General features: G+C 52.5%; 24 protein-coding genes. 18 read left to right on the top strand and 6 right to left on the bottom strand.

Annotation, left to right across the window (positions count from 1 at the left end):
• Position 1: 1 nt before the first annotated feature.
• The 6 genes from RDU59_05100 to RDU59_05075 form a co-directional block, all read right to left on the bottom strand.
• Entirely contained in the window at positions 2-1,474 is a 1,473-nt protein-coding gene (locus RDU59_05100) for a proton-conducting transporter membrane subunit (protein MDQ7837851.1), read from the bottom strand.
• A complete protein-coding gene (locus RDU59_05095) occupies positions 1,471-2,148 on the bottom strand; it encodes a hydrogenase (protein ID MDQ7837850.1) in 678 nt (225 codons plus the stop codon). The genes RDU59_05100 and RDU59_05095 overlap by 4 nt, the downstream gene beginning before the upstream one ends.
• A 2-nt stretch (positions 2,149-2,150) precedes the next feature.
• The gene (locus RDU59_05090; protein ID MDQ7837849.1) at positions 2,151-3,062 is read right to left on the bottom strand and encodes an NADH-quinone oxidoreductase subunit H; all 912 of its coding nucleotides are present in this window, start codon (positions 3,060-3,062) and stop codon (positions 2,151-2,153) included.
• 5 nt (positions 3,063-3,067) lie between these two features.
• On the bottom strand, positions 3,068-5,029 hold the full coding sequence (locus RDU59_05085; protein ID MDQ7837848.1) for a proton-conducting transporter membrane subunit: 1,962 nt from the start codon (positions 5,027-5,029) through the stop codon (positions 3,068-3,070).
• Between the two features lie 11 nt (positions 5,030-5,040).
• On the bottom strand, positions 5,041-5,751 hold the full coding sequence (locus RDU59_05080; GenBank protein MDQ7837847.1) for a PTS sugar transporter subunit IIA: 711 nt from the start codon (positions 5,749-5,751) through the stop codon (positions 5,041-5,043).
• A 339-nt stretch (positions 5,752-6,090) separates the two neighbouring features.
• Positions 6,091-6,300, bottom strand: a complete 210-nt coding sequence (locus tag RDU59_05075) for a hypothetical protein (protein ID MDQ7837846.1) — start codon at positions 6,298-6,300, stop codon at positions 6,091-6,093.
• A 466-nt stretch (positions 6,301-6,766) separates the two neighbouring features.
• Between RDU59_05075 and RDU59_05070 the strand changes: the two genes are divergently transcribed.
• From RDU59_05070 to RDU59_04985, 18 genes are all read left to right on the top strand, one after another.
• Positions 6,767-7,300 (top strand): flagellar basal body-associated FliL family protein, encoded by a 534-nt coding sequence (locus RDU59_05070; protein ID MDQ7837845.1) that lies wholly within the window; start codon positions 6,767-6,769, stop codon positions 7,298-7,300.
• Positions 7,301-7,330: 30 nt separating this feature from the next.
• Positions 7,331-8,308 (top strand): flagellar motor switch protein FliM, encoded by a 978-nt coding sequence (fliM, locus tag RDU59_05065; GenBank protein ID MDQ7837844.1) that lies wholly within the window; start codon positions 7,331-7,333, stop codon positions 8,306-8,308.
• Positions 8,309-8,324: 16 nt separating this feature from the next.
• Complete coding sequence (fliN, locus tag RDU59_05060) at positions 8,325-8,858, top strand: flagellar motor switch protein FliN (protein MDQ7837843.1); 534 nt, start codon at positions 8,325-8,327, stop codon at positions 8,856-8,858.
• Positions 8,859-8,868: 10 nt separating this feature from the next.
• Positions 8,869-9,321 carry a flagellar biosynthetic protein FliO gene (locus RDU59_05055; GenBank protein ID MDQ7837842.1) on the top strand — a complete coding sequence of 151 codons (453 nt, stop codon included), beginning with the start codon at positions 8,869-8,871 and terminating at the stop codon, positions 9,319-9,321.
• 243 nt (positions 9,322-9,564) lie between these two features.
• Positions 9,565-10,326, top strand: a complete 762-nt coding sequence (gene fliP / locus RDU59_05050) for a flagellar type III secretion system pore protein FliP (protein ID MDQ7837841.1) — start codon at positions 9,565-9,567, stop codon at positions 10,324-10,326.
• An 8-nt stretch (positions 10,327-10,334) separates the two neighbouring features.
• The gene (gene fliQ / locus RDU59_05045; protein MDQ7837840.1) at positions 10,335-10,604 is read left to right on the top strand and encodes a flagellar biosynthesis protein FliQ; all 270 of its coding nucleotides are present in this window, start codon (positions 10,335-10,337) and stop codon (positions 10,602-10,604) included.
• A gap of 7 nt (positions 10,605-10,611) precedes the next feature.
• Positions 10,612-11,403: a flagellar biosynthetic protein FliR gene (gene fliR, locus RDU59_05040; GenBank protein MDQ7837839.1), complete on the top strand. Its 792-nt coding sequence runs from the start codon at positions 10,612-10,614 to the stop codon at positions 11,401-11,403.
• Positions 11,404-12,480, top strand: coding sequence for a flagellar biosynthesis protein FlhB (gene flhB, locus RDU59_05035; protein ID MDQ7837838.1), 1,077 nt, complete (start codon positions 11,404-11,406; stop codon positions 12,478-12,480).
• Positions 12,481-12,489: 9 nt separating this feature from the next.
• Positions 12,490-14,583 (top strand): flagellar biosynthesis protein FlhA, encoded by a 2,094-nt coding sequence (gene flhA / locus RDU59_05030; GenBank protein MDQ7837837.1) that lies wholly within the window; start codon positions 12,490-12,492, stop codon positions 14,581-14,583.
• A complete protein-coding gene (gene flhF, locus RDU59_05025) occupies positions 14,573-15,781 on the top strand; it encodes a flagellar biosynthesis protein FlhF (GenBank protein ID MDQ7837836.1) in 1,209 nt (402 codons plus the stop codon). Before flhA ends, flhF begins: the two co-directional genes overlap by 11 nt.
• An 11-nt stretch (positions 15,782-15,792) precedes the next feature.
• Entirely contained in the window at positions 15,793-16,698 is a 906-nt protein-coding gene (locus RDU59_05020; protein MDQ7837835.1) for a MinD/ParA family protein, read from the top strand.
• Positions 16,695-17,492, top strand: a complete 798-nt coding sequence (locus RDU59_05015) for a FliA/WhiG family RNA polymerase sigma factor (GenBank protein MDQ7837834.1) — start codon at positions 16,695-16,697, stop codon at positions 17,490-17,492. Before RDU59_05020 ends, RDU59_05015 begins: the two co-directional genes overlap by 4 nt.
• 95 nt (positions 17,493-17,587) lie before the next feature.
• A complete protein-coding gene (locus tag RDU59_05010) occupies positions 17,588-18,529 on the top strand; it encodes a flagellar basal body-associated FliL family protein (protein MDQ7837833.1) in 942 nt (313 codons plus the stop codon).
• 171 nt (positions 18,530-18,700) lie between these two features.
• Entirely contained in the window at positions 18,701-18,922 is a 222-nt protein-coding gene (locus tag RDU59_05005; GenBank protein MDQ7837832.1) for a hypothetical protein, read from the top strand.
• An 87-nt stretch (positions 18,923-19,009) separates the two neighbouring features.
• Positions 19,010-19,465, top strand: coding sequence for a DUF2802 domain-containing protein (locus RDU59_05000; protein ID MDQ7837831.1), 456 nt, complete (start codon positions 19,010-19,012; stop codon positions 19,463-19,465).
• Positions 19,466-19,605: 140 nt separating this feature from the next.
• Positions 19,606-20,715 (top strand): hypothetical protein, encoded by a 1,110-nt coding sequence (locus RDU59_04995; GenBank protein MDQ7837830.1) that lies wholly within the window; start codon positions 19,606-19,608, stop codon positions 20,713-20,715.
• A gap of 242 nt (positions 20,716-20,957) precedes the next feature.
• Complete coding sequence (locus RDU59_04990; GenBank protein ID MDQ7837829.1) at positions 20,958-22,523, top strand: FapA family protein; 1,566 nt, start codon at positions 20,958-20,960, stop codon at positions 22,521-22,523.
• Positions 22,524-22,792: 269 nt separating this feature from the next.
• Positions 22,793-24,502, top strand: a complete 1,710-nt coding sequence (locus tag RDU59_04985; protein ID MDQ7837828.1) for a methyl-accepting chemotaxis protein — start codon at positions 22,793-22,795, stop codon at positions 24,500-24,502.
• The last annotated feature ends 108 nt before the right edge of the window (positions 24,503-24,610 follow it).

Raw genomic sequence — 24,610 nt, 5'->3', positions numbered from 1 at the left:
TTCAAGATCCTCCAAGCATTATGGCCGCCTCATGCAGGGTGCGGCCCAAAAAAGGCGGCAAATACAGACCCAGCATCAGGACAAACGCCCCGAGCGCTGCCGCAGGCACAAGCGCCAGCAGCGGTTCCGCGCGGGATGGTCCCTGATCTTCAGGGGCCTTACCCTGGGCCATACGGATCACAATAGCAGCCATTCCGGCAAAGATGGTAGAAAGGAGCAATAGATAGGTTACGGCCACAACGGTGTATCCCTTGTCGAATGCTGCCTTGAGGATAATGAATTCACTTACAAAAGTACCGAAGGGAGGCGCGCCCGTAATGGACAGAAATCCGGCAACCCACAGTACGCCTGATGCCGGTACGAGTTGCAGGATGCCCCGGACCCGTGCGGTAGATTTTGTTGCGTACACTGTCAGCAGATTTCCGGCTACGAGAAAGAGCATCCCTTTAGTCAGGGAGTGGTTGACGGCGTGAAAGACGGCGCCGAAGATTCCGTCCCCGCCCAGGCCCACTCCCAGGGAGAGGATGCCCATATGTTCTACACTGGAGTAGGCCAGCATTCGTTTAAAATCCGTCTGGGCAATGATGAACACGGCGGCAACGGCCATGGACACGAGGCCGAAGGCGATAAACGCCTCCCGGCCAAAGGCCTCGATACCGGCTGCGCTGCACACCTGCTGGATGCGCAGGATGCCCAGGAATGCGCAGTTGAGGAGCGCTCCGGAGAGAAGCGCCGAAACAAGCGATGGGGATTCACTGTGTGCGTCGGGCAGCCAGGTATGCATGGGGGCAAGTCCCATCTTGGTCCCGTACCCGATCAGAAGCAGTACGAACGCGGCCTTCAGCCAGGGCACGTTCAGCTTGCCGGCCTGCGCCATGAGATCGGCCACAACGAGCGGTATGGAACCGCCACCGGGAGCCGATGCGGCTACGGTGAGGAAGAAATTGCCAAGCAGGGCCAGAGCGATCCCGACCGAGCAGAGCAGCAGATACTTCCAGGTGGCCTCGAGAGAGCGGTCGTGCCGATGGAAATATATCAGGGGGGCGCTGGCCAGGGTCGTAGCCTCGACCGCCACCCAGAGGAGCCCGAAATGCTGGCTTATGGTCACAAGCGTCATGGTGGCCAGAAAAAAGAGGAGGCACCCGGTGAATACCGCCTCCGGGGCATTGGTAAAGAGTACGCCCTCTTCAAAGTCTTTCCGCTCTCCGTGGGGTTCACGCTTCAGGTACCCCAGCGCGTAGAGGGCGGAGGCCAGAAAAAGCACACTGGTAATGCTCAAGAAGACGAGGCCGCCCGCATCCACGGCCAGCCACCCGCCCAGGGCCGGAACCGGTCTTTTCATCCATGAGGCCGCGGTCATCGCCAGATGCGCCAGTGCCGTGGCAACAAGCAAGGCGCGCCGCAAGGCATCGTAGCGGATGACAAAGCAGGCAAGGGCTGCGGCGGCGGGAATAAGGACGAGAGCAAGCGTCATGGGTTGGATTCCTCAGTTTCGCCCTGGTTCCAGTCGCTGAGACGAGCGAGCCTGTGGGTATCGATGTGGTCGAACTCGCGGCTTATGTGGAAGATCATGATTCCCATAATGAAGACGGCTACGAAGACGTCGAGCAGGACACCCATTTCCACCAGCCACGGCTGTTCGGACGATATGGTGGTCCCGAAAGCGTAGATGCCGTTCTCCAGCACCAGATAACCCAGGACTTGGGTGAGCGCTTTCTTGCGGGTCACGATAAGGAAGAATCCCACAAGGATGGTGAAAAAGGCGATGGCCACCATTAGCCGCAAATCCGCTGAAACAGGCAGCGCCAGACGCGATCTCATGCAGAGGACGACGGCGAGGGCCACGACCCCGAAGATGAGGGACAATACATACCCCACAAAGGGCTCGGTCTCGCGCCGGACGTCCGCGGCCCTCAATGCCTTAAAGAGCAGCCACGGAAAGACCACACCCTTAAGAACCAGAGCGCTTGCGGCGAGCACTATGGCATGAACGCTCCATTCCGCAGAACCGAACAGAATGGGCAGAAGGCCCAGGGCTATTCCCTGGACCGCCACAACCCGGATACAAAAACCGAGCTGGCTCGATCCAAGCAGCGCCAGGTTGCTCAGGATCAAAAGCAGGGTAATGGTGTCAAACCAGGTATTCATCTTTACCTCAGAGCCAGAATCAGAGCCAGGGTGGAGAATGCGCCCGCCCCCACCAGGAGCTGCGGCACGCGCACCAGGCGCAGGCGCGCCATACACGATTCCACAATCCCTACCAGCACCGCGACCGCCATAATCCCGACAAGGACGGCCGCCCCGTCAAGCCAGGGATTGCCCGTCCGGACCGGCACCACCAACCCTACCAGAATGGCACTCAGCACCCAGAGCTTGAGGGCCGCTCCGTAGAGAATGAAACCGAAATCCGGGCCGCTGTGGTCAAGGACCATGACCTCGTGGATCATCGTCAGTTCCAGGTGCGTGTTCGGGTCATCCACCGGGATACGGGCGTTTTCCGCCAGGAGGACAATAAACAGGGCTACCGCCAGGAGCAGCAGGATGATGCCGGACCGCGTCCAGACCTCGCCCGTCAGGGCGAAGATCATGCCCGAGAGGGAAAGGCTCTTTGTTTCCCGCGCCAGCACTGCCAGTCCCAGCAAGAGGGCCGGTTCCGCCAGAGCGGAAAACCACACCTCGCGGCTGGCACCCATGCCCTCGAAGCTGGAACCGGTGTCGAGGGCCGCAACCACTGTAAAAAAACGCATTAACCCCAGCAGATACGCGAACAATATCAGATCACCGGCAAAGGAGACGGGCGCACCTATACTGCCCAGAGGAACCAGGGCCGCTGCCGCCGATACCGCTGCCAGTCCGACCACGGGGCCGCTCACAAAGACCCATGTGGTTGTGCGGCTGTAGACCGCACCTTTCTGCAGGAGCTTCCAGCAATCAAAATAGGCCTGCACGAGGGGCGCCCCCCGGCGTCCGGCAAAGAACGCCTTGGTCCGGTTTATGATGCCGAGGAGCAAGGGGGACAGCAAAAGGGCCAGGAACCAGGAGACATATCCGGCAGTGTTCATTGCACTCACCCCAGTTTCCATACGATCAACGCCATGAGGGCCACGGCGATATAGAGCATGTACAATTGCACGCGGCCGTGCTGCAACCAGCGCAGTCTCGAAAGGCCCCATACCACGCCGCGAAACACGGGAGCGTACAGCTTCTCGCGGTAAGTATCCGGAGTAAACGTATGGAGGGCCGCACTCCGCGGGAAAAGACCGGAAGGCCGCGAGATGCGGCGTTCTGTCCAGAGAAAAATGCGGAAGAAATCCGTCAGGGGTTGAGCAAAGGAGGACGCGGTGTACTGCATGCGCGGCGAGGGCTGGGCATACCCGCAATCCCAGGTAACGCCTTCCCCTATGGTACGCCTTGCCAGGAGCCGGCGCCGCAGCAGTGCAAGCGCACCAATCATGGCCAGCAGGCCGCAAGCTCCCCGCGCCACCACGGCGAGCGGCTGGGCAGCTGTCATGAGTTCCGCTCGCACCACGTTTCGTGCCAGCGGCGCAAGCTGTGCCACCACGGGCGCCATGAGCCTGAGGGCCAAGGGCGCCAGAAGCCCGATCAGAACGCAACCGGCGGCCAGCACGCCCATCGGAAGGCGCATGGCCCATCCCGCCTCGTGGGTCCGGGACAGGTCGCTCCGCGGCTCGCCGAGGAAGATAATGCCGAAGGCTTTGGCAAAGCAGGCCGCAGCCAGTCCTCCGATCAGGGCCAGGCCGGCAATGACGGCAGACAGAGTGCCGACCACGGCTGCATCATTCACCGCTCCACCCCGGAAGGCGCCCAGGTAGATCAGAAATTCGCTTACGAATCCATTCAGGGGCGGCAGGCCGCAGATCGCCGCCGCGCCGATAAGAAAGGTCACACCGGTCCATGGCAGCCTTTTCAGAAGTCCACCCAGAAGATCAATCTCCCTGGTCCCCGTACCGTGAAAAACCGAGCCGGCTCCGAGGAAAAGAAGACTCTTGAATATGGCGTGGTTCAGCACGTGGAGCAGACCACCGGAAAGTCCCAAGACGATCAGCGCGGGCGACCCTATGCCCGCCCCGATGACCCCCACGCCTAATCCAAGGGCGATGATCCCGATGTTCTCCACGCTGTGATAGGCCAGAAGGCGCTTCAGGTCGTGCTGCGCCAGGGCAAAGAGTACCCCCATAATTCCTGAAGTCAGCCCTATGGCCACCAGCAAATATCCCCACCAAGGTGAGGGAGGTCCCAGAAAGGTCAGGGCCCGAAGGATTCCGTAGATACCGGTCTTGATCATAACTCCGGACATAAGGGCCGAGACGTGACTCGGCGCTGCGGGATGGGCTTCCGGCAGCCATACGTGCAAAGGCAGAAAACCGGCTTTGGCCCCGAACCCGACCACGGAAAGGAGAAAAAGCACTCCGGCCGATGTTGGTACCCCAAAGGCACAGATGCGGTCGAAGTCGAATGATCCCACCTCGTTCCCAAGCAGGACAAAGAACGCCAGCAAAAATGCAGCACCCACGTGCGTGGCTACGAGGTACGTCCACCCTGCGTCTCGAACGCTCTCTTTGTGATGCTCAAAAGTCACGAGGAAAAAGGAGGCGACGGACATGAGCTCCCAGGCCACGAGAAAGAGCACCGCGTTGCGCGCCACGAGCACCATGCTCATACTGGCCACGAGCAGGCTGTAGAAAAACCAGTGCCCGCGGACCGAATACTTGCCGTAATAAGGGGTCAGGTACTCGGTGCCGTACAGGGCCGCCAGCGCCGAAATTCCCAGAACCGGAAGGAGAAAAAATGCCGAAAGTGGATCGATGCCCACAGCAAAGGACCCGTAAGGGACACTCCATGTATAACTGACGGCTTCAGCGGATCCGGACGCAAGCACACGGATCGCAGGTACCAGCCCGATCAAACTTCCAAGTATTACGCCGCCGGAACCCAGTCTGGTTGCCAGGCAGGGCCGGCGCGCACCGAGCGCCGCCAGTCCACCGAGAACCATGGTGGCTATTGCCATCAAAAGCACATTCATGATGTTTGGTTTGGAGCCTTTTCAGCAGTTGTGTTTTTTGCGAAGCCGCTCTCGATTTGTGCGATAAAGGTAAATATTTCCTCTCGCGAACCTTGGGCAGCCAGCAGCTCCCGGAATTGATCGTTTCGGAGGATAAAGGAAAGACGAGAGAGTACGTGCAGGTGTACCCGGACCGTAGGGCTGGCCACGGTGAAGACGGTATGGACGGGTTTGCCATCCAAAGCGCCAAAGTCAACCGGTGTCTCCAGGAAACAAAGCATGACTATGGGATGAGTTACATGAATTATCACGGGATTACGCAAGTGGGGGATGGCAATGCCGTCCCCGATGCCGGTAGATCCCAACTCCTCCCGGGCCAACAAGACCCGGAATAGAAAATCCCGGTCTACGCCTTCCGGCAGGTGCATATGCATAACCAGAGCCAGAAGTACATCTTCCCGGTTTTTTCCGCTAATACGGTAATGAATGCCCCCGGCCTGAAGGGCTGCTCCAAGGCTTGGCATAGGTAATTCGCTTGCGGGCTCGGAGAAGATTTCAGGCGAGACATTTATGTGGCGGGCCGTAGCCCACTCAAGCAGCTCGACTCTGTTAAAACGATATTGCTCGTTAACACAGTATGCAGGCAGTTTTCCCTGGGTTATCCAGCGATAAATCGTCTTTTCCGAGACTTTCAACAACCGGGCTGCATCACGAACCATCAGGTTCATAGTATATTGAACTCCCGCTATTTCTCTCTCAGTCTGGACATGTTTGTACAGCTAAGGACAAAGGTTCCCTATTAAAGACATATAGGCAAAAATGTCAACCAAATTCTACTGTTGGGGATGTGACCGTGGAGATTATCACCGCGCATTGGCAGCGGCCTGGCCGGTTCAGGAGAAAACTCAAGCGGGGCGATTATGTGGGATATTTATCCGCAGCAAGAGCGCCGGGTTAGCAGGGGTTTGTCGGGAGGAGGGGTTTGCGGAAAGTTATCCGCTTTCGCAAATTGGATAAAATTATGCGCGTATGTCCGGGGTTACTGCCGGAATCAATCTTCTGCCGGATTAGTGGCACATAGTTTCTTTTGCCTTTTCACCTTTATTACAATCATCGCATATAGCAATAAACTGGCCGTCTTCGATCTCCACTAAGTGAAAAGGCTTGTCCGATGCCTGCGTATGCCCGCAGTCAAAGGTGCCACACCCGTATTGAAGCAGGGTACAAACTACGACCTTTGCTACAAAATACGGGCAGCTCCTTTCTTTCTTGCCCATGAACACCATAATCACCTCCTTGTGATTGTAGATGCCATTCCTTAGATATGTCTGTTGTTTTTACTGTCCCTTTATTTATCGTTTCGGCTGAAAGAAAGACCACGATAAATATTTTTTGCATTTCTTTGTGTAGAGCCAATGCTGATTCACCGCAGAGCACGCCGAGTCCACAGAGTGGAAAATATAGACTATTCAATATGTTATCTCCGCGTTCTCTGCGACCTCTGCGGTAATTTGTTATTTTTTACGAAGCCGTCAATGCTAATAGATTGATTTAATGGCGAGTTTATGTGTAGTTGTCAAAGACTTGACGGTTAACATAACTTTGACGTCCCAATATCTCAGAAGCCCATCCCTGCTTAGTGATCTTAAGTACTTTTAAAAACAGCAAGTTAGGCCGGAATAGTATGCCTGGCATATTCTTTGCTCACTTATGGGTAAATTTTTTATCCAGGGAGACATGAGTATGGCGGAGAAGGAGAAAAAAGAAGCCGAGGAAATAGAGGAGGCCGGGGAAGAGAAACCAAAGAAAGGAAAACTGTTTTCCCTGATTATTATCGTTGTCATTGTCTTAGCCCTTTCTGCCGGCGGATACCTTGCCTATACCATGTATATCGGGCCTAAATTTATACACCAGGAGAAAAAGGCCGCTGTTGCTAAAGAAAAGAAGACAGAAGGGGCGGAGAAGGTGGGAATATTTCTGCCTCTGGATCCCTTTATCGTCAATCTTCTTATAGACGGCGAGGGGACGAGATATCTAAAGATGAAGATAGACCTGGAGCTTGAAGGCGAAGATGAAAAAGTTAAGGCTGAGGCCGAGAAGCATATCCCGCAATTGCGGGATACTATCATTATGCTTCTTACAAGCAAAAGGTATGAAGAGGTAATGACCCTGGAAGGAAAGATCAAGTTACGCGATGAGATCATAATGCGCGCCAACCATTATCTGGGAAAGAATAAGGTTAAAGGGGTTTATTTTAGCGAATTTGTTATTCAGTAAATATTTTCTGAAGAAAGGGTTACTAGACAAATGAGTAAGGTTTTAAGCCAGGAAGAGGTTGATGCCCTTTTAAAGGGGATGTCGGGCGGGGAAATTGAGACGGAATCCGAGGAAGTATCTGCCCCGTCCGGGCATGAGTTATACGATTTTGTAAGTCAAAACCGGGTCATCAAGACCAAAATGCCGACGTTTGACGCGCTGAATGATCAATTTGCCCGGAATTTTCGTGTTACCCTGACCACTATGCTCAGACGTATAGTCGATATGTCTGTCCAGCCTTTAGAGGTGCTGAAGTTTAGCGATTTCGCCAAAAATCTACCTGTGCCCACCAGTCTTCATATCTTCAAGATGGAGCCCCTGCGCGGCAATGCCTTATTCGTTATTGATTCCCGGCTGGTATTTCATTTGGTGGAGTGTTTCCTCGGCGGTTCGGGAAAGGGCCGCATCAAGGTTGAAGGCCGGGAGTTTACGCCTATTGAACAGAAATTAATAAGCCGCGTAGTTCATCTGGCCTTTGCTGATCTGGAAAAGGTCTGGCATCCGGTCCACCCGGTGAAGATTCAATATGTGCGCAGTGAAATAAATCCCCAGTTTGCGCGCATAGTCCATCCTAACGATCCGTTGCTTATTTCCCGCCATACGGTTGAGATGGATGAGCTCTCCGGGCAGATCTCTATATGCATACCTTTTGCCAACATAGAACCCATTAAGACCAAGCTTATGGCTTCTTTTCAAAAAGAGCAGCAGGAGATTGATCCCTATTGGTTTCAACAGATGCGCGATTCGATACGAAAAATCCAGGTGGGATTACGGCTTGAACTGGGAAAAACCAATATGAGCGCCAACGATGTGGCGAGGCTTACCGTGGGGGATATAATCCGCCTGAATAAAGACCTGGGCGAACCTCTATTGGTTGACGTGGAAGGGGTTCCAAAATTCAATGCCTACGCCGGGATATGTAAGGGCAACAAGGCCTTTCAACTATTAGAAGATGTCTCTGCCGATTGAAAATACGGAGGTAAAAATGGGCGAAGAAGATATTAAACAGGCAACTTCTCAAGATCCGGATGCCGCACTTGATGAAGCTCATAAGGCCGAAGCGGAGAGCGGGAGCGCCCCGGCAGACATGGACTGGGATGCGGCATTTGCAGAGGCAAAGGCGGCAGAAGCCGGGAAAAAACAGGCCATAGAAACAGGAGCGGAAGAGACTGCGCCCGTATCTAAAGAAGAACCGGCGACTAATATTGAGTCACCCCACTTTGATGATTTTAGCGGTAAGAGATCCAGACAGAGAGGTGATCGCAGCCTGGATTTTCTCCTGGATATTCCGCTCGAAGTAAGCGTGGAGTTGGGCCGGACACGCATGATTATTAATGACCTTCTCCAGATGGGCCAGGGCGCCATTATCGAATTAAATAAGCTGGCCGGTGAACCGGTAGAGGTGTATGTCAGTGGAAGGCTGCTCGGCAAAGGAGAAGTAGTGGTGGTTGACGATAAATTCGGGGTCAGATTAACGGAAATTATCAGCCCGACAGAGCGGGTTAGGAACCTGGCGTAAAGGGATGTTTATGTTTCGGATAGACAGGCAAATCTTAATGATTTTGATTTTGGTTTTGGCCTTGCCCTCCATGGCGGCAGGCTCCACTGCCTCAGCCGCCGGAAGTGGCGCTGATGTGCCCGGTCTGGTCGGCGTCCTATGCAAGATGATCTTTGCCCTGGCCATGGTTTTGGGGCTGTTTTTCCTGGCCCTGCACGGCGCGCGAAAGTTGAGGGTCCTGCAGGAAAAGGCCTGCGGCGGCAATCTTATCAAAATACTGGCGACCAAGGGTATCGCGCCGAAGAAGTACGTTTCGGTTATTGAAGTGGGCGGTGAAATAATAGTGCTGGGTATGTCGGAAGGGAGCGTAAGTCTCCTGACCAGGATGGACAGGGCACAGATCCTTCCCTCCTTAGGAGGCCCAAGAGAGGATAAAGATGAGGGCGATAAAAAAAACCTTTTTCGTTTTCTCAGGTCTCGCTAACCAGTGTTCATCCGGAAACGGCAGTTTCCGGATGAACGCTTACAGCGATCAGCTTTCAGCCGTCAGCATGTTTGTTATCCGTTATCCGTTAACCGTTGTCCGACATTTTCTTTCGGTAAACGGTCAACAGTGAACGGTGGACCGGCTTCATGCTGATAGCTGAGTGCTGACTGCTCCATCCGGAAATTTTAGATTTTCGGATGAATACTAACTATGCAAAAGTCTAAGGAAGGTCGGGTCATCATGATGAGGCGTTCGGGACAGCTCATAGCATTAGTAATAGTCATCCTTCTGGCCTTTCTTCTTATTGAGAAGACCGCCCATGCCGTCTCCGTTCCTACGCTCAAATTTGGATTGGAGGAGGCCGACAGCCCGCAGAAGGTATCGGTATTGCTCCAGATACTGCTCTTGTTTACGGTTTTTTCGCTGGCGCCGGCTATCCTGCTTATGATGACGTCCTTTACACGGCTGGCCGTAGTTTTTTCATTCCTTCGGCAAGCGGTCGGCACCCAGCAAACGCCGCCGAACCAGATAATAATCGGATTATCTATTTTTCTAACCTTTTTTATCATGGCGCCGGTCTGGCAGACTGTGCATGAGCAGGCGCTAAAGCCCTATCTGGCTGAAGAGATAACCCAGGCCGAGGCCCTGGATCAGGCGCTGGTGCCTATCCGTAACTTTATGTTCAGGAACACCCGCGAAAAGGACCTCTCCCTATTTGTCAATATTGCCAAGATGGAACGGCCGCAGAATAAGGAAGATGTCCCCACTACGGTTTTGATACCGGCTTTTATGATCAGCGAACTAAAAACGGCCTTTCAGATCGGTTTTATCCTTTATATCCCGTTTCTGGTCATTGATATGGTAGTAGCCAGCGTGCTCCTTTCCATGGGCATGATGATGCTGCCGCCGGTTATGGTCTCGCTGCCGTTTAAACTCCTTTTATTTGTCCTGGTAGATGGCTGGTATCTGATCGTGGGTTCGTTAGTCAAAAGTTTTGCATGAGGCGGGTTATGACTCCGGAATTTGCCATAGGTATAGCCAAGGATGCCATTGAGGTCACCCTACTTATTTCCCTGCCCATCCTGGGTATCGGGATGATCGTGGGCCTGGCGGTCAGCATCTTCCAGGCCGTTACTCAAATCCAGGAGATGACGCTCTCCTTCGTCCCCAAGATAGTGGCGGTCATGGTGGCGCTGCTGGCCTTCTTCCCGTGGATTATGAATAAACTGACCGTTTTTACGGAAAATTTAATTATCAATATTCCACAATATATCAGGTAAAAACACTATGGTAGATGGCTTCCTGCTCGATTGGACGTTGCAACAATTTCAGGTGTTTATTTTGATTCTGGTACGTGTGGCGGCTATTATATTTATGATGCCTGTTATCGGGGCCAAGGGCGTGCCCGGGCTGGCGAAGGCCGGACTCTGTCTGATCGTTAGTCTTGTTCTACTCCCTGTGGTCCAGGTTGACCCCAAAGTTTTTCCTGACGATGCCTTTTCCATGGCGTTGCTTTTGGTCAAGGAGATATTTGTGGGATTTACCCTCGGCCTTCTCCTTAAGCTGGTCTTTGCCGGGATCCAACTGGCCGGACAGATGGTCGGCTTCCAGATGGGTTTTGGCGTGGCCCATGTTATGGATCCGCAGATGGGACAAGAATCTCCTGTTTTGGCCGAGTTGGGATACCTGGTGAGTTTATTGATATTTTTGGCCGTGGATGGGCATCATATTTTCTTTCAAACCCTGATGTACAGCTTCAGTATCCTCCAGCCCGGTGAAATGAATCTTACGGCGGGGGTTTATAACCGGATATTGCTGAGCAGCGGGGGGATGTTCGTTATAGCGGTCAAGGTGATGGCGCCGGTTATGGCTATCCTCCTCTTTACGCAGGCAGCCCTGGGTATCCTGGCCAAGGCCGTCCCGCAGATGAACTTACTGATCGTCAGCTTTCCTCTTACTATCGGGATAGGCCTTTTTTTCTTTGGCCTGTCCATGCAGGTTATGGGGCCGTTTTTTATCCGGACTATACATGAAGCAGGAAATCTTTTGCCGGTATTAATACGGGGGTTTAAAGGCTAAATGGCCGAGGAATCCTTCCAGGAAAAAACTGAAAAGGCAACCCCGCGGCGCAGGGAAGAGGCCCGCAAGAAAGGACAGGTGGTCCGCAGCCGTGAGGTCTCCGCGGTTCTGGTTATGTTGACGGGTTTTGTTACCCTGTATGCGTGCCACACTTATGTTTACCACTCTATCCGGGGGATGATGATTTATTTTCTGAGGCAGGCCGCTGATGTAGAGATTAACCGGGCAACCATAGGCGCGCTCGGATTCACCGCCGTTCAATATCTGGGCCTGATCGCGGGGCCGATCCTTCTGGCCGTGTTCCTGATGGCCTTTCTGGCCAACTATCTGCAGGTCGGATTCATTTTTAGCACAGAAAATCTGCAGCCAAAGTTATCCAAAATCAACCCCTGGAGCGGACTTAAGCGCATCTTTTCCATGCAGGCGGTAATGGAGCTTTTCAAGTCCCTGGCCAAGATAGCTATTGTGGGATACATGGCGTATCGTACGGTCAAGGGAGAAATATCGCGGGTCCTCCCTCTGATGGATGCCGAGATCGAGCAGATTCTCGGTTACGTAAGCATGGTTTCTTTCAAGATTTTTTTGAACACCTGTCTGGTGATGATGCTGCTAGCGGCTTTGGACTACGCCTTTCAGCGCTGGGAATTTGAAAAAAAGATCAGGATGACCAAGCAGGAGATCAAGGAGGAGTTCAAGCAGACCGAAGGCGATCCTATGATTAAGTCACGGATCAAGAGTATGCAAAGGGAAATAGCCAGGCGCCGGATGATGGCCGCTGTGCCCAAAGCGGACGTAGTTATAACCAACCCCACCCATCTGGCCGTAGCGCTACAGTATCGGGTAGGAGAGTCGGATGCGCCGGAAGTGGTAGCCAAGGGCGCCGGGCTGATTGCAGAAAAAATCAAAGAGATTGCCATGGAAAATAATGTGCCGCTGGTTGAGGACAAACCGCTGGCCCAGATTCTGTATAAGACAGTGGAGATCGGCCAGATGATCCCGCCTAATTTGTATCAGGCGGTAGCAGAGACACTGGCCTATGTATATCGGCTGAAAAATAAGGCATTTGCCGCCAGATAAGGAGTAATTATGGCTGATCAGGTACGAAGCCCCGCCGTGAGCCTGCCGTCATTAGATAGCGGAAATCTCGTTATGGCTGTCGGGGTAGTAGGCATTTTGCTGGTGATGATCGTTCCCCTGCCGCCTTTTGTTTTGGACATCCTTCTCACCTTCAGCCTGACCTTTGGCCTGGTCATTCTGCTCATGGCCATGTACAGCGCCAGTCCTCTTGATTTTTCCGTTTTCCCGTCTTTACTTCTGATTACCACCCTCTTTCGCCTGTCTTTAAATGTGGCCTCGACCCGCCTCATTCTTTCCTATGGCAATGAGGGGGCAGAGTCCGCCGGACAGGTCATCAAGTCCTTCGGGACCTTTGTAATCGGAGGGAACTACGTCATCGGGGCCATTGTCTTTATTATCATGGTGGTTATTAATTTTGTGGTAATCACCAAGGGCGCGGGGCGTATAGCCGAGGTGGCGGCCCGTTTTACCTTGGACGCCATGCCCGGAAAACAGATGAGTATAGATGCGGACTTAAACGCCGGCCTTATAGATGATCGCGAGGCCAGGCGCAGAAGGGCGGAGATTGCCAGGGAGTCGGAATTCTATGGGGCTATGGACGGCGCCAGCAAGTTTGTGCGCGGGGAGGCTATCGCCGGCATCATCATTATATTTGTAAATATCCTGGGCGGCATACTTATCGGTGTTTTTCAGAAAGGCTTGCCGGTGGTAGACGCAGTGCAGAATTACACGTTACTTACCATCGGCGATGGTCTGGTGGCGCAGATACCGGCCCTGGTCATTTCTACCGCTGCGGGCATCTTGGTAAGCCGGGCGGCGTCTGAAGTAGGCATGGGAAGGGAATTCGCCAATCAGTTCGGATCTCAGATACAGGCCATGGGCGTCGCGGCAGGCATCATCTTTTTGTTCGGTTTGATACCGGGACTGCCGCACATCCCCTTTATTCTTTTTTCCGCAGCAATCGGCTCTCTGGCCTTTTTCCTCTACCGCAGCAGGCAGGCCTCTGAAGCCGGGGTCATGGAAGAGGCCACAGCGGCCAAACCAACGAGGGAGCCGGAGATTGTGGAGAGTCTTCTTCCGCTGGATACGCTCTCTTTAGAGGTTGGTTATGGTCTCATCCCTTTAGTGGATGAAAAACAAGGCGGCGATCTCCTGGAAAGAATACGGGCGCTCCGCCGGCAGTTCGCCCTGGATATGGGCCTTATTGTCCCGCCTATCCACATACGGGATAATTTGCAGTTAAAACCCGGGAACTATGCCGTGCTTATCAGAGGGATTGAAGTGGCGCGAGGTGAATTATTGCCCGGATACCATTTAGCCATGGATGCCGGAGAAGTAAAACGCAAAGTAGAGGGCATACCCACTACCGAGCCGGCCTTTAATCTGTCCGCCCTGTGGATTACGGACAAAGTCAAGGAGGAGGCGCAACTGGCGGGTTATACGGTAGTGGATATGGCGACGGTTGTGGCTACGCATTTAACCGAAGTCATCCGCAGCCATGCCGATGAGCTGCTCGGGCGTCAGGAAGTTCAGAAGTTACTGGATAATCTCGCCAAAACCAATTCCAAGGCAGTGGAAGAAGCTAATACCGTTTTCTCCCTGGGCGGGCTGCAGAAGGTCCTTCAGAATCTTTTGCGGGAAAGGATATCTATACGGGATCTGCTCACTATTGTAGAGACCATAGCGGACTATGCCCCGATTACCAAAGACCCGGACATCCTTACTGAATATGTACGCCAGAAACTGGCCCGGTCCATCACCAAGGAATTTTTGACCCCGGAGGGGACATTACCGGTGCTGGCACTGAGCCAGAATATCGAAGATGTGTTGCGGGAAGGGATACAGAGGACAGAGCAAGGCACTTTCCTTTCCATTGAGCCTAATCTGGCCCAGCGTATCATCAATTATATCAACCGTGGCGCAGAGCAATGCCTGGTGCTTAATTATCAGCCCATCATTCTATGTTCACCCATCGTCAGGCGGCATTTGCGGCGGCTGGTGGAGAGGTTTGTTCCTAACGTACTTATTCTTTCACATAACGAATTGTCATCTGATATGAAAGTCCAATCTGTGGGGATAATAGAACTCGGCCATGAAGATTAAGCGGTACGAAGCCAGGGACATTAACGCAGCGGTGCAGATGGTCAAGAGCGAGCTGGGACCGGAAGCGATTATCCTTTCTACAAAGAGGCTCAGGAAGGGCAACGGGCTTTTGGGGGGCACAGGGAAATCCATGGTAGAAGTAGTGGCGGCCATAGACTACGAGCCCCGGGAGCCTATGGTGAATACCGCTTTCCTGCCCGAAAAATGCAGCGCCGATTATCTCCCGGGGCCGGTAAACAATCAGTTAATAACCAGCCAATTACCGGAAGTATCCGCTCTTCGGGCCGAGGTTGCCGGTCTGAAAAGGATGATCCAGGCGGCGGTCGGGCCCCGGCCGGAGATGCGCCATAGCGGGCAGGCAGGCTTGTCTGCCGTGCCGGCACAGGCAGGCAGGCCGTTAAATCAGGCAGTAGATACTCTGACCGCCTATCTCGAATCTATCGGCCTGGAATCCGCTCTGGTCTGTTCTTTGCTGGAGGGCGCGGGACTGGATGGGAGAGCCGATCCGGCTGAATCATCTGCCAGGCTCAGAGACATAATAACCGGGCGGTTGCTGGATCAAATCGTTCTGGGGCGATGGGATGAAGAAAAAGCAAACCGTCCCTGCGTCTGGGCCTTTATCGGTCCTACAGGTGTGGGTAAGACCACTACCTGCGCCAAGCTGGCCGCCCATTTTGCTTTAAAGGAGAAGAAAAGGGTGGCCCTGATCTCGGCGGATAATTATCGTATCGCGGCCTCCGAACAGCTCAAGACCTACGCCCATATCCTGGGGGTGCCCTTTACGGCTGTCTTTAAAGACCAGGATCTGTCGCGGGCCATTAACCGGAATCAGGATAAAGACATAATCCTGATTGATACGGCCGGCCGAAGCCCGCATCATGAAGAACACATGCAGGAGATGGCCAGATATATTTATGCCCACCCGGCTATCGAAGGGCAGCTTGTGGTCAGCGCCACCACGCAGAACGGCGTCATAGAGGATATACTTGCGAAGTACCTGGCCTTGTCGGTTAAGGGCTGTATTTTTTCCAAGATCGACGAATCCCGCTTTTATGGCCCGATATTTAATCAGGCGGTGCGTTTCAAGTCGCCCATCTTTTATTTTACTACCGGCCAGCGGGTGCCCGAGGATATAGAGGCGGCTACGCGTAAGAGACTGATAAATATGTTATGGAGCGAATTACGTGAAGGAGTTTAGGGAGAATAATTATGGATCAGGCTGTGGGTCTGAGAAGTAGGTTGAAGTCATCACCCTATATGCCGTCCGATATAGGCAGGTCCAATTCTTGTGCGGAGGACCATATCCCCAGGGTAATTTCCTTTACCAGCGGGAAAGGCGGAGTAGGCAAGACTAATGTGGTGGCTAACCTGGCCTTTGCCTTATCCAGGAAGGGCAAGAGGGTGTTAGTGCTGGATGCCGATCTGAGTCTGGCCAATATTGATATATTGCTGGGATTAGCGCCCAAATACACCATGCGCCACGTCTTTTCCGGTGAAAAGACGTTGGATGAGATTTTAGTCGAGGGGCCCGGCGGCATGCGGATTATGCCGGCCAGTTCCGGGGTTCAGGAACTGGCGGACCTCTCGGAGAGTCAGAAACTGTATCTGCTTAACGAACTCGAAGGGCTGCGCAATTGTATAGATATCCTGATTATTGATACAGCCGCCGGTATTTCTTCGAATGTGATCTATTTCAATTTGGCATCCCACGAGAGGGTGGTTATAGTAACCCCCGAGCCCACATCCATCGCCGATGCTTATGCCTTAATCAAGATTCTTTCCACTAAACATGACATCAAGCGATTTAGTATCCTGGTAAATCTGGCTGTTACAGAGGCCGAAGCCGAGTCAGTTTTTAAGAGGTTGAGTATGGTGACAGACAGATTTCTGGGGAGCATGTCTCTGGATTACTGGGGCCTTATACCTCACGATGCGTGTATCCCCAGGGCCGTTAAAAAACAAAGAGTGGTGGTTGACTTATATCCGGAGGCCTCTTCCAGCAGACGATTTGTGGAGCTGGCCGAAAGTATCTGCAACCGGAACTACGAAGACCGGTCGGACGGAAATATCAAATTTTTCTGGAAAAATTTATTACAAGTCCCGGGGGCCTTATGAAAAAGTATAATGCTAATGCTGCCAGATTAAAAGACTATACCCAGTATTATTTCAAGGGTGAAAAGACTGTAGATGCCAAACAGAGGGAGGAATTGATTATTAAATATACTCCTTTAATTAAATATCTGGCCGGCAAACTGGCCATGCGTCTGCCCGCGCATATCTCTATGGATGATCTTGTCAGTTCAGGGACGATAGGGCTTATTGACGCTATAAATAAATTCGACCCCGGTAAGAATATTCAATTCAAGACATACGCGGAGTTTCGCATACGCGGGGCTATGTTGGATGAGTTGCGTTCTCTGGATTGGGTGCCTCGCTCGGTGCGTCGCAAGATTGCCGATATAGAGAAGGCATACAACGCCTTGCAAAAAGAACGGGGCAGGCCGGCCGAGGACGAGGAAGTAGCAGACAGATTGGGCCTTTCTCTGGCGGACTTTTATCATTTGATTGATACGGTAAAGGGAGTATCGCTGACTGATCTAAACATAATACGCCGGAGGACATCCGAGGATTCTGACGATGATTTTTTTGAAATCGTGGCGGACGGGAGGCAGAGCGACCCCTTTGTTTCACTCGGCCTGGCGCAACTGCGGGATATAATCGCCGGCGCCATTGACGAACTGCCGGAAAAGGAGAGATTAGTGGTTTCGCTCTATTATTATGAGGACTTAACTATGCGGGAGATAGGGGAGATCATGGGATATACCGAGTCGCGGATTTCACAGATGCACACCAAGGCCACCCTTCGCCTGCGCGGCGCTCTCCTGGGGCATTTCGACCGGGGAGCATAACTTATTAGCTTTCAGCGATCAGCTATCAGCAGTCAGCAAAAACCTCATAGCTGAAAGCTGAACGCTGAGTGCTGACAGCTCCATCAGGGCCTGATATGAGCGATACAGACAAAGACAAAGAAGACCCGGAAAAAGAAACACAAGATCCGGACAACCAGCCGGAAGAACAAGCGGAAGGCCATGACCTTGCCCCCGGCGATATCCCTATCGCCGCTGAGTCCGGGGAAGGTGAGACCAAGGACGAAGACCCTCCGGAACCCGGCCAGGCCTCTACAGAAGAAGAAACGGCGGCCGAGGCCGGGACAACTGTATCTGTAACGAGCGCAGAAGCTGAGACAGAGGCCGGGGCCGGAGACGAAAGCAAGGACAAAGAGGAAAACATATCGGGAAAAATCCCCCCTGACCCCCCTTTGGAAAAGGGGGGTGGGGATGATTTTCAGGCGAAAGGGGGAAAGGGAGAGAAAGGCGAAGAGAAAACACCGGCTGAGATCGCTTATAGCGGTTTGGGAGGCAAGATATTAGACTTCTCCAGGGCCGTTTGGGGAAAGAGTAAGTCATTTCTTGCCCGTATTGTTCCTGCATCTATTTGGACGGTTGCAGGCCAAAATAAGAGACTAGTATTTATCATTTTGGCCTGTTTTTTGATCTTGGGCACGGCTGTATCCTCTTTTCTGTTAGGCAGGAGATATGATAGCCATTCCAGCCTGTCGGGGGAGAAAAGGGCTCAAGCTGTAATCAAAGGGGAGAGATATAGTTTAAAACCATTTTTGATTCCATTTAACGAAGGCGGGACGGATGTTTTCTTGAGAGTGCGGGTTGATTTTGTGACAGAGGAGGGCGTAGCGTCGGAGATCAGGAGAAAAGAATTGATGTTACGTGAGGCGATTTATGCTTTTTTCCTTTCCAAGGAGCTCGATGCAGTGCAGCAGGGGCAAAATGATAAGGCCCTTGCGGATGAGCTGCGCCGGGTTTTAAATAATTATTTAAGGCCGAAGAGAATACAGAAGGTACTGTTTGTGGATTATGTTTTTACCTGACATTCCAATAAGCTTTCAGCAGTCAGCATGTTTGTTATCCGTTAACCGTTGTCCGACATTTTCTTCCGGTAAACGGTCAACAGTGAACGGTGGACCGGCTTCATACTGATAGCTGAGTGTCAAAGATTCGCCGGTATTGTGGCGAGCTGACTGCTTTATGGAGGGATGGGGATGGATGAATATTCCATTAATCCTGCTCCGGGGATCAGGCAGCCCCAGCCCGTAGAAAAATCTCCTAACCCAAAAGAGGCCACGCAGCGTAAGCAGGTGATACGGGACAAACCGCGTGAGCGCAGAGACGAGGCCGAAGCTGAAAACGGCCAGGGAAAGACGGGCGAGGAGAAAAAAGATCCGGAGAAAGAACAGGGCAAGATTATTGATGTGATCGCGTAAAAAGCTGAAAGCGGAAAGCTCAAGGCTTAAAGCTGAGTGCTGATAGCTGATCGCTGATAACTTAACTTTTGATTAGGAGACATATCTGTGGATCGTTTCAATAACGTAGAAACCTTAATGATCGTTCAACTTGGGATCGAGATTATCCTGGTCCTGTTTGTGATTTTCTTATTGCTTAAGTTCAGAAAGACCCGCTCTGGCCAGTTAAATGGCAGTATCGAAAACGTCGCTGGACTAATCCGTGAAACAGAAAAGATCTGCAAGACCCTGGCGAACAATCTAAAGGAGAAAAGGGCGCTGGCTGATAAGTTGCTGTCCGATATGGATCAAAGGATAGGAGAGATGCGTAAATTATCAGAAAGGGCGGCTCAATCGACCGGATGCCATATTTCTACTCCCCATAAACAGCCTGATGCCCCATATACAAATGTCGTGGAACTGTCGCGTTACGGGCTTTCTGCGGATGAAATTGCCGAGCGGCTATCAATGACCAGAGGAGAAGTGGAATTGGTTTTAGGGCTGGCAAGAGAGGAAATAGCATAGAGCATGGAGCGTTGAGCAAAGGGCATGGGGCAAAGACGGTTCAGGGTTCAAGGTTCAAAGTTCACGGTTGTAACCCTGAACCGTGAACTCGGAACCGTGAACCGGTTTTTACGAGACCATCAAAGCGGATAAGAGAAGAATTGAAGATAGAAGGCAAGGTCGATTTACCCATCTTTAAGATCCTGTCTGCGGGGGGCTCAGGCCCCTCTCTGCAAGACCTCCAGAATCTGTTCACCATCGGTTCACGCTATGAGGGCACGGTCTTAGATATCCTCCCCGGAGAAGGGGCCTTATTGCGCATAGCCGGTCAGACCGTTATGGCCCAGACCGATCTTCCCCTGGTAAAGGGCTTAAAGGCTGAATTTGAGGTGCGGGAGGTCTCCCCACAGGTTGTTCTCAAGATGGCCGTTGGGACGCCGGCCGAAGAATGGCAAAGGGAGTCTTTCCGGCAGTTTCTCACCCTCCGTCAGGAAACCGGTAACATACTGGATAACGTGGCCAGGCAGTTGCGTCAGATGCTGGATTCTTCACCCGATATGGCGGAAACGCTCAGGCCCTTATCCGGCCTGTTGGATAAAATCCTTGTGGGGCAGGAACCCAACCCCTCTGTATTCAAGTCGATGGGCCTCTCCTGGGAGAACAAGCTCAGGACTCATTTCCTAAAAGGCCAGCTTCCTGATTCCAGGGGGCTGGTAGAGACGGATGTAAAGGGTCTGGTCATGCAAGCACTGAGTAGTTTATCCGGGTCCGAGCCGGATAGCGCCCCGGCGCGGGCGCTATCATCCCTTTTGAATCTGATAGAGGGCTATCAGTCTGCCAATATGTGGCTTTTATCTCCGGAGGGGGAATCGGTTGTCTTTTTGCCCGTCTGGTTTTCCAAACAGGCCGGCTGGGGTGAATGTGAACTCTTGTTAGACCGGGAGCCGGATGAAAAAGGGGGGGCGAAGGACGGAACGGACGGCCCCTTCCGGGCATTGTTCTTCTTGAATATGAGCCGATTGGGGCCTATGCGCATAAGCTTACAGGTCAGGGACAAAAAGATTAAGTGTCTGTTTATGGTAGCCGACAAAACCAGGCAGGAATACGTAACAAGGTCTTTACCTGAGATTAGCGACCGGCTGGCCTCTTCCGGTTTTACGATCCTGTCCATGGAGTGCATAAGAAAGGAGAAAAAGGAGATAGAGGATGTATCTGCCTGGTTTGAGACCTTAAAGAAGGTCAAGCAGCCCCTTCTGCATGTGGTAATCTAGCCTCTTCACGTTCGAACGTAAAATCTACCACCTACCTTAAAAAAGCCTTCCCCGACGCCGATATTTTAAGAATCTGGCGTATTATGCCGAAATATAAAATGATTACCACCATAAAATCTCCCCTAACCCCTCTTTTCCAAAAAGGGGGATATAAGTTACCCCCCTTGAGAAAGGGGGATTAAGGGGGATTTGAACGCAACCTGGTTCGAGATCTCAAACAAAGATACATGCACTGAGGCTTAATGGAAGATAATCCCGAAGAAAAAAACCAGCTAACGGAGCCGGCAGATATCCCGGCTGAAGAAGGCGGTCCATCCTTTGACCTGATAGTGTCAGAGGATGAGATGGAGGCCTGTCTGGTTATCAAAGGCAGATTTGAAATGTCCGGTGAAGAGGCCCGCAACATGATTAACCAGGCGCTGGCCGGGAAAAAGATCGCTTTCGGTATTGATGAAACAGCTATGGACCAGTGTCTGGCGGAGCTTTCCTCCGAGGGAGTGAAAAGGTATGTTATTGCCCGCGGGGTTCAGCCTAAACCCGGCAAGGACGCCGCTATCCTATTTAAGTTAGGCGATGAAAAGAAGATCGGCAAGTTGGACGAATATGCCAACATGGATTTTCGGGAGCGCGGGAATATCCCTTATGTAGGGGCGGACGACCTGCTGGCCATCAAAAGCCCCATGGTCAAAGGTGAAGGAGGATCTACGGTCACCGGTAAGGCCATACCGGCGCCGCCGGTGCATGACGCGGCCTTAAAGGCCGGTAAAAATGTACGCATAGTGGGCGGAGAAAGGGCGGAAGCAAAGGTCAACGGGGCGGTTTATATTGACAGCCAGCAGAGGATCGATGTCTCACCCGTGTTCCGGATCGATGGTGACGTGAATTATGCCACTGGTAATATCAATTTTGACGGTCTGGTCCAGGTTTCAGGGGCAGTTCTCTCCGGGTTTCGTGTGCGGGCCGGCGGCCTTATGGCCAGGCTGATTGAGCGTGACACCCGGATAGAAGTCACAGGTGACCTGACGGTAACCGATGGTATTATCGGTTCGGAGGTGAACGTTGCCGGGGCAATGAAATGCGGTTATATCCGGGGGTCCAGGGTGATGGCCGAAGGCGATGTCATGGTGGATGTGGAGATACTGGACAGTTATGTATCTTCCCTGGGGACGGTCGCGGTCAGCAGGCCGAACGGGAGGATTGTAAACAGCACCATTATCAGCAAAAAGGGTGTAGAGGCGTACAATCTGGGTTCTCCATCCAGCCCGCGCAGCGTGATTATTATCGGATTGGACTATCAAAGCGATGCCCATATCCAGGCATTGAACGAAGAGATATTCCGGTATGAGGAAAGTCTCCATAAACTTGAGGAGAAATTTAAAGAAATAGCCGCTGTCAAGAAATATGTAGAAGACGAGGTCGAACTTATCAAGAAAAAACTGCCTTCTTCCCTGGATACCCGGCAGAAGTACCGGCTGCATACGCAATATAAAGACCTGTGTTCCCGGCAAAAAGAATTGCATAAGAATTATCACTACCTCCTCGATGCTATTGTCACCTTCAAGGGGAAGATAGAGGAACTGGAGGCCGAGAAACGGCGTCTGATGGCCGAACAGGTAAGGGTGGACCCCGGTGTATATTTAAAAGTGCGGGGGATAGCCTTTGAGGGAAACATAGTCAGGGGCAAAATAGCGTTTATGGAATTTCATGAGAACAAAAAAACCATCCGTGCCCATGAGACCATTATATACCGTGACCGGGAAGACGGCGGGCAGGAAAAGGACATCCGGATCGAGTTGGAGCCGATGTAACCACAGAATACAGAAATAACAGTTCAAGCTGCTTAATCTGTTCAAACGGTTCAAGTCGTCTTTCTTCGATGTACTCTGTGGTTTTTAAAAAATTTCGTCTTTTTCTTTTTTCATTTAAGAAGAATCTCCAATCTTCCGAATAGAAGACCAGAGGGAAAGCAGGAGACCATTGGGGCAGTCAGCTAACAATTCGGGCAAACAATATCCTGAGCTGAAAGCTGATGGCTGAGGGCTGACTGCTATGGGGATTATAAACAGGAGGTAGGGTCATGAAGCTCAGTGTAGGGAAAAAGATAGGCGGGGGGTTCCTGATTGTCCTGGTATTGCTCACTGTGGTCGGGGTGATCGGCTTTTTCGGCAGCCGGTACCTGCTTAAGGAGGCCATAACATTAGCGGACCTCCATGAGCATACGGCCGAGTTGGTCCAGATGGAGATCGACCACTTGGACTGGAAAAATAAGGTGGCTGTCCAACTTGCCGACCCGAATTGTAAAAAGATCGAGGTGGAAGTGGATGAGCATAAATGTAATTTGGGTAAGTTCTTATACGGGGAGGAAAGGAAACATTTTGAGGCGCATTGGCCTTTTCTTGCCCCGATGTTTTTGGCCATGGAAAAGCCGCACCATGACCTCCACCGCTCTGTAGAGGAGATGAACGCCCTTCTGGCCGGGGTGACGGGCGCCGGCACGGGTGAGATGGGTGAAGGAACAGACATGGCCGCGCCGGTTCAGCCTATAGTAAGTGATGCCCGGAGGCAGGCAGAGGAGATATTTCGCGCCAAGACCCTGCCGCTCCTCGATGAGGTTAGAGGAAAACTTGCTGAAGCGAGCCAGGAAATGGCAAAAAATATGCTGACCGCGAAGGGCATGATTAATGACGCTTCAAGTATCAATACCATCCTGGCCATTGCGGCTATTATAGCCATTATTCTGGGCGCGGCCATCGCCTTATTTATCCGCCGCGATATTACCCGTGTGCTTTACCGGTTGATAGGCGAGCTTGATAATAATTCAGGGCAGATTACGGATGCCTCTACCCAGGTATCCACTTCCTCGCAGCAACTGGCCGAGCTGGCCAGTGAACAGGCCGCATCGCTGGAAGAGACTTCCGCCTCTATGGAAGAGATGGCCTCTATGACCAAACAGAATGCCGATAATGCCCAGCAGGCGGCGCGGCTCATGGATGAGACGAAGACGGTGGTGGGCAAGACGGGTGACCAGATGGAGCAGATGGCGGGTTCCATGAACAGGATCAAGGGTCAGGGGGAGGAGGTCGGCAAGATCGTCAAGACGATCGATGAGATCGCCTTCCAGACCAACCTGCTGGCGTTAAACGCGGCAGTAGAGGCGGCGCGTGCGGGTGAGGCCGGGGCCGGGTTTGCCGTAGTGGCCGACGAGGTGCGCAATCTGGCGCAGCGCGCGGCAGAGGCGGCCAAGAACACGTCCTCGCTCATTGAAGAGACTATAAAGAACATCAAAGAGGGACATGAACTGGTTACCCAGACCCAGGGGGCCTTTCAGGATGTGGCCACCAGCGCTAACAAGGTGGCGGAACTGGTGGGAGAGATCGCCGAGGCCTCCAAAGAGCAGGCTCAGGGGATTAGCCAGATAAATACCGCGGTGGTGGAGATGGACAAGGCCGTACAGAATAATGCGGCCAGCGCTGAAGAATCGGCCTCAGCCGCAGAAGAGCTCGGCAGCCAGGCCCAGTCATTAAAAGATATGGTTACAGAGTTAGCCGATTATGTGGGGACGGTGAATGGGGGGCAGTTGTCTTCGGAAAAGAAGGAGAAGGGGTCTTCCATAATCAACGCGGCAAAAAGGCTCATACCCCTTAATGGTGCCCGGAAGGCTGAACCCGGCTCCAGACCTCAACCCCAGCAGCCCAAAACACAGGCCAAGGGTACCCCCAAAAAGCCGGTTAAACCGGAGGAAGTCATTCCTTTTGAAGACGATGGAGGGTCGTTTAAGGATTTTTAAGTAAAAAAGCAATCAGCGGTCAGCAATCAGCTTTCAGCTGTAAAAAAAGATGGGAAGGTAGCCGCAGACTTTAGTCTGCGTAAACAGGAAATGGCGGGGATCGAAAGA

Source organism: Thermodesulfobacteriota bacterium (genome assembly GCA_031082315.1).
GTDB lineage: Bacteria > Desulfobacterota > QYQD01 > QYQD01 > QYQD01 > QYQD01.
The sequence above is the reverse complement of the archived record's forward strand: the minus strand, read 5'-3'. Positions and strand labels throughout refer to the sequence as shown.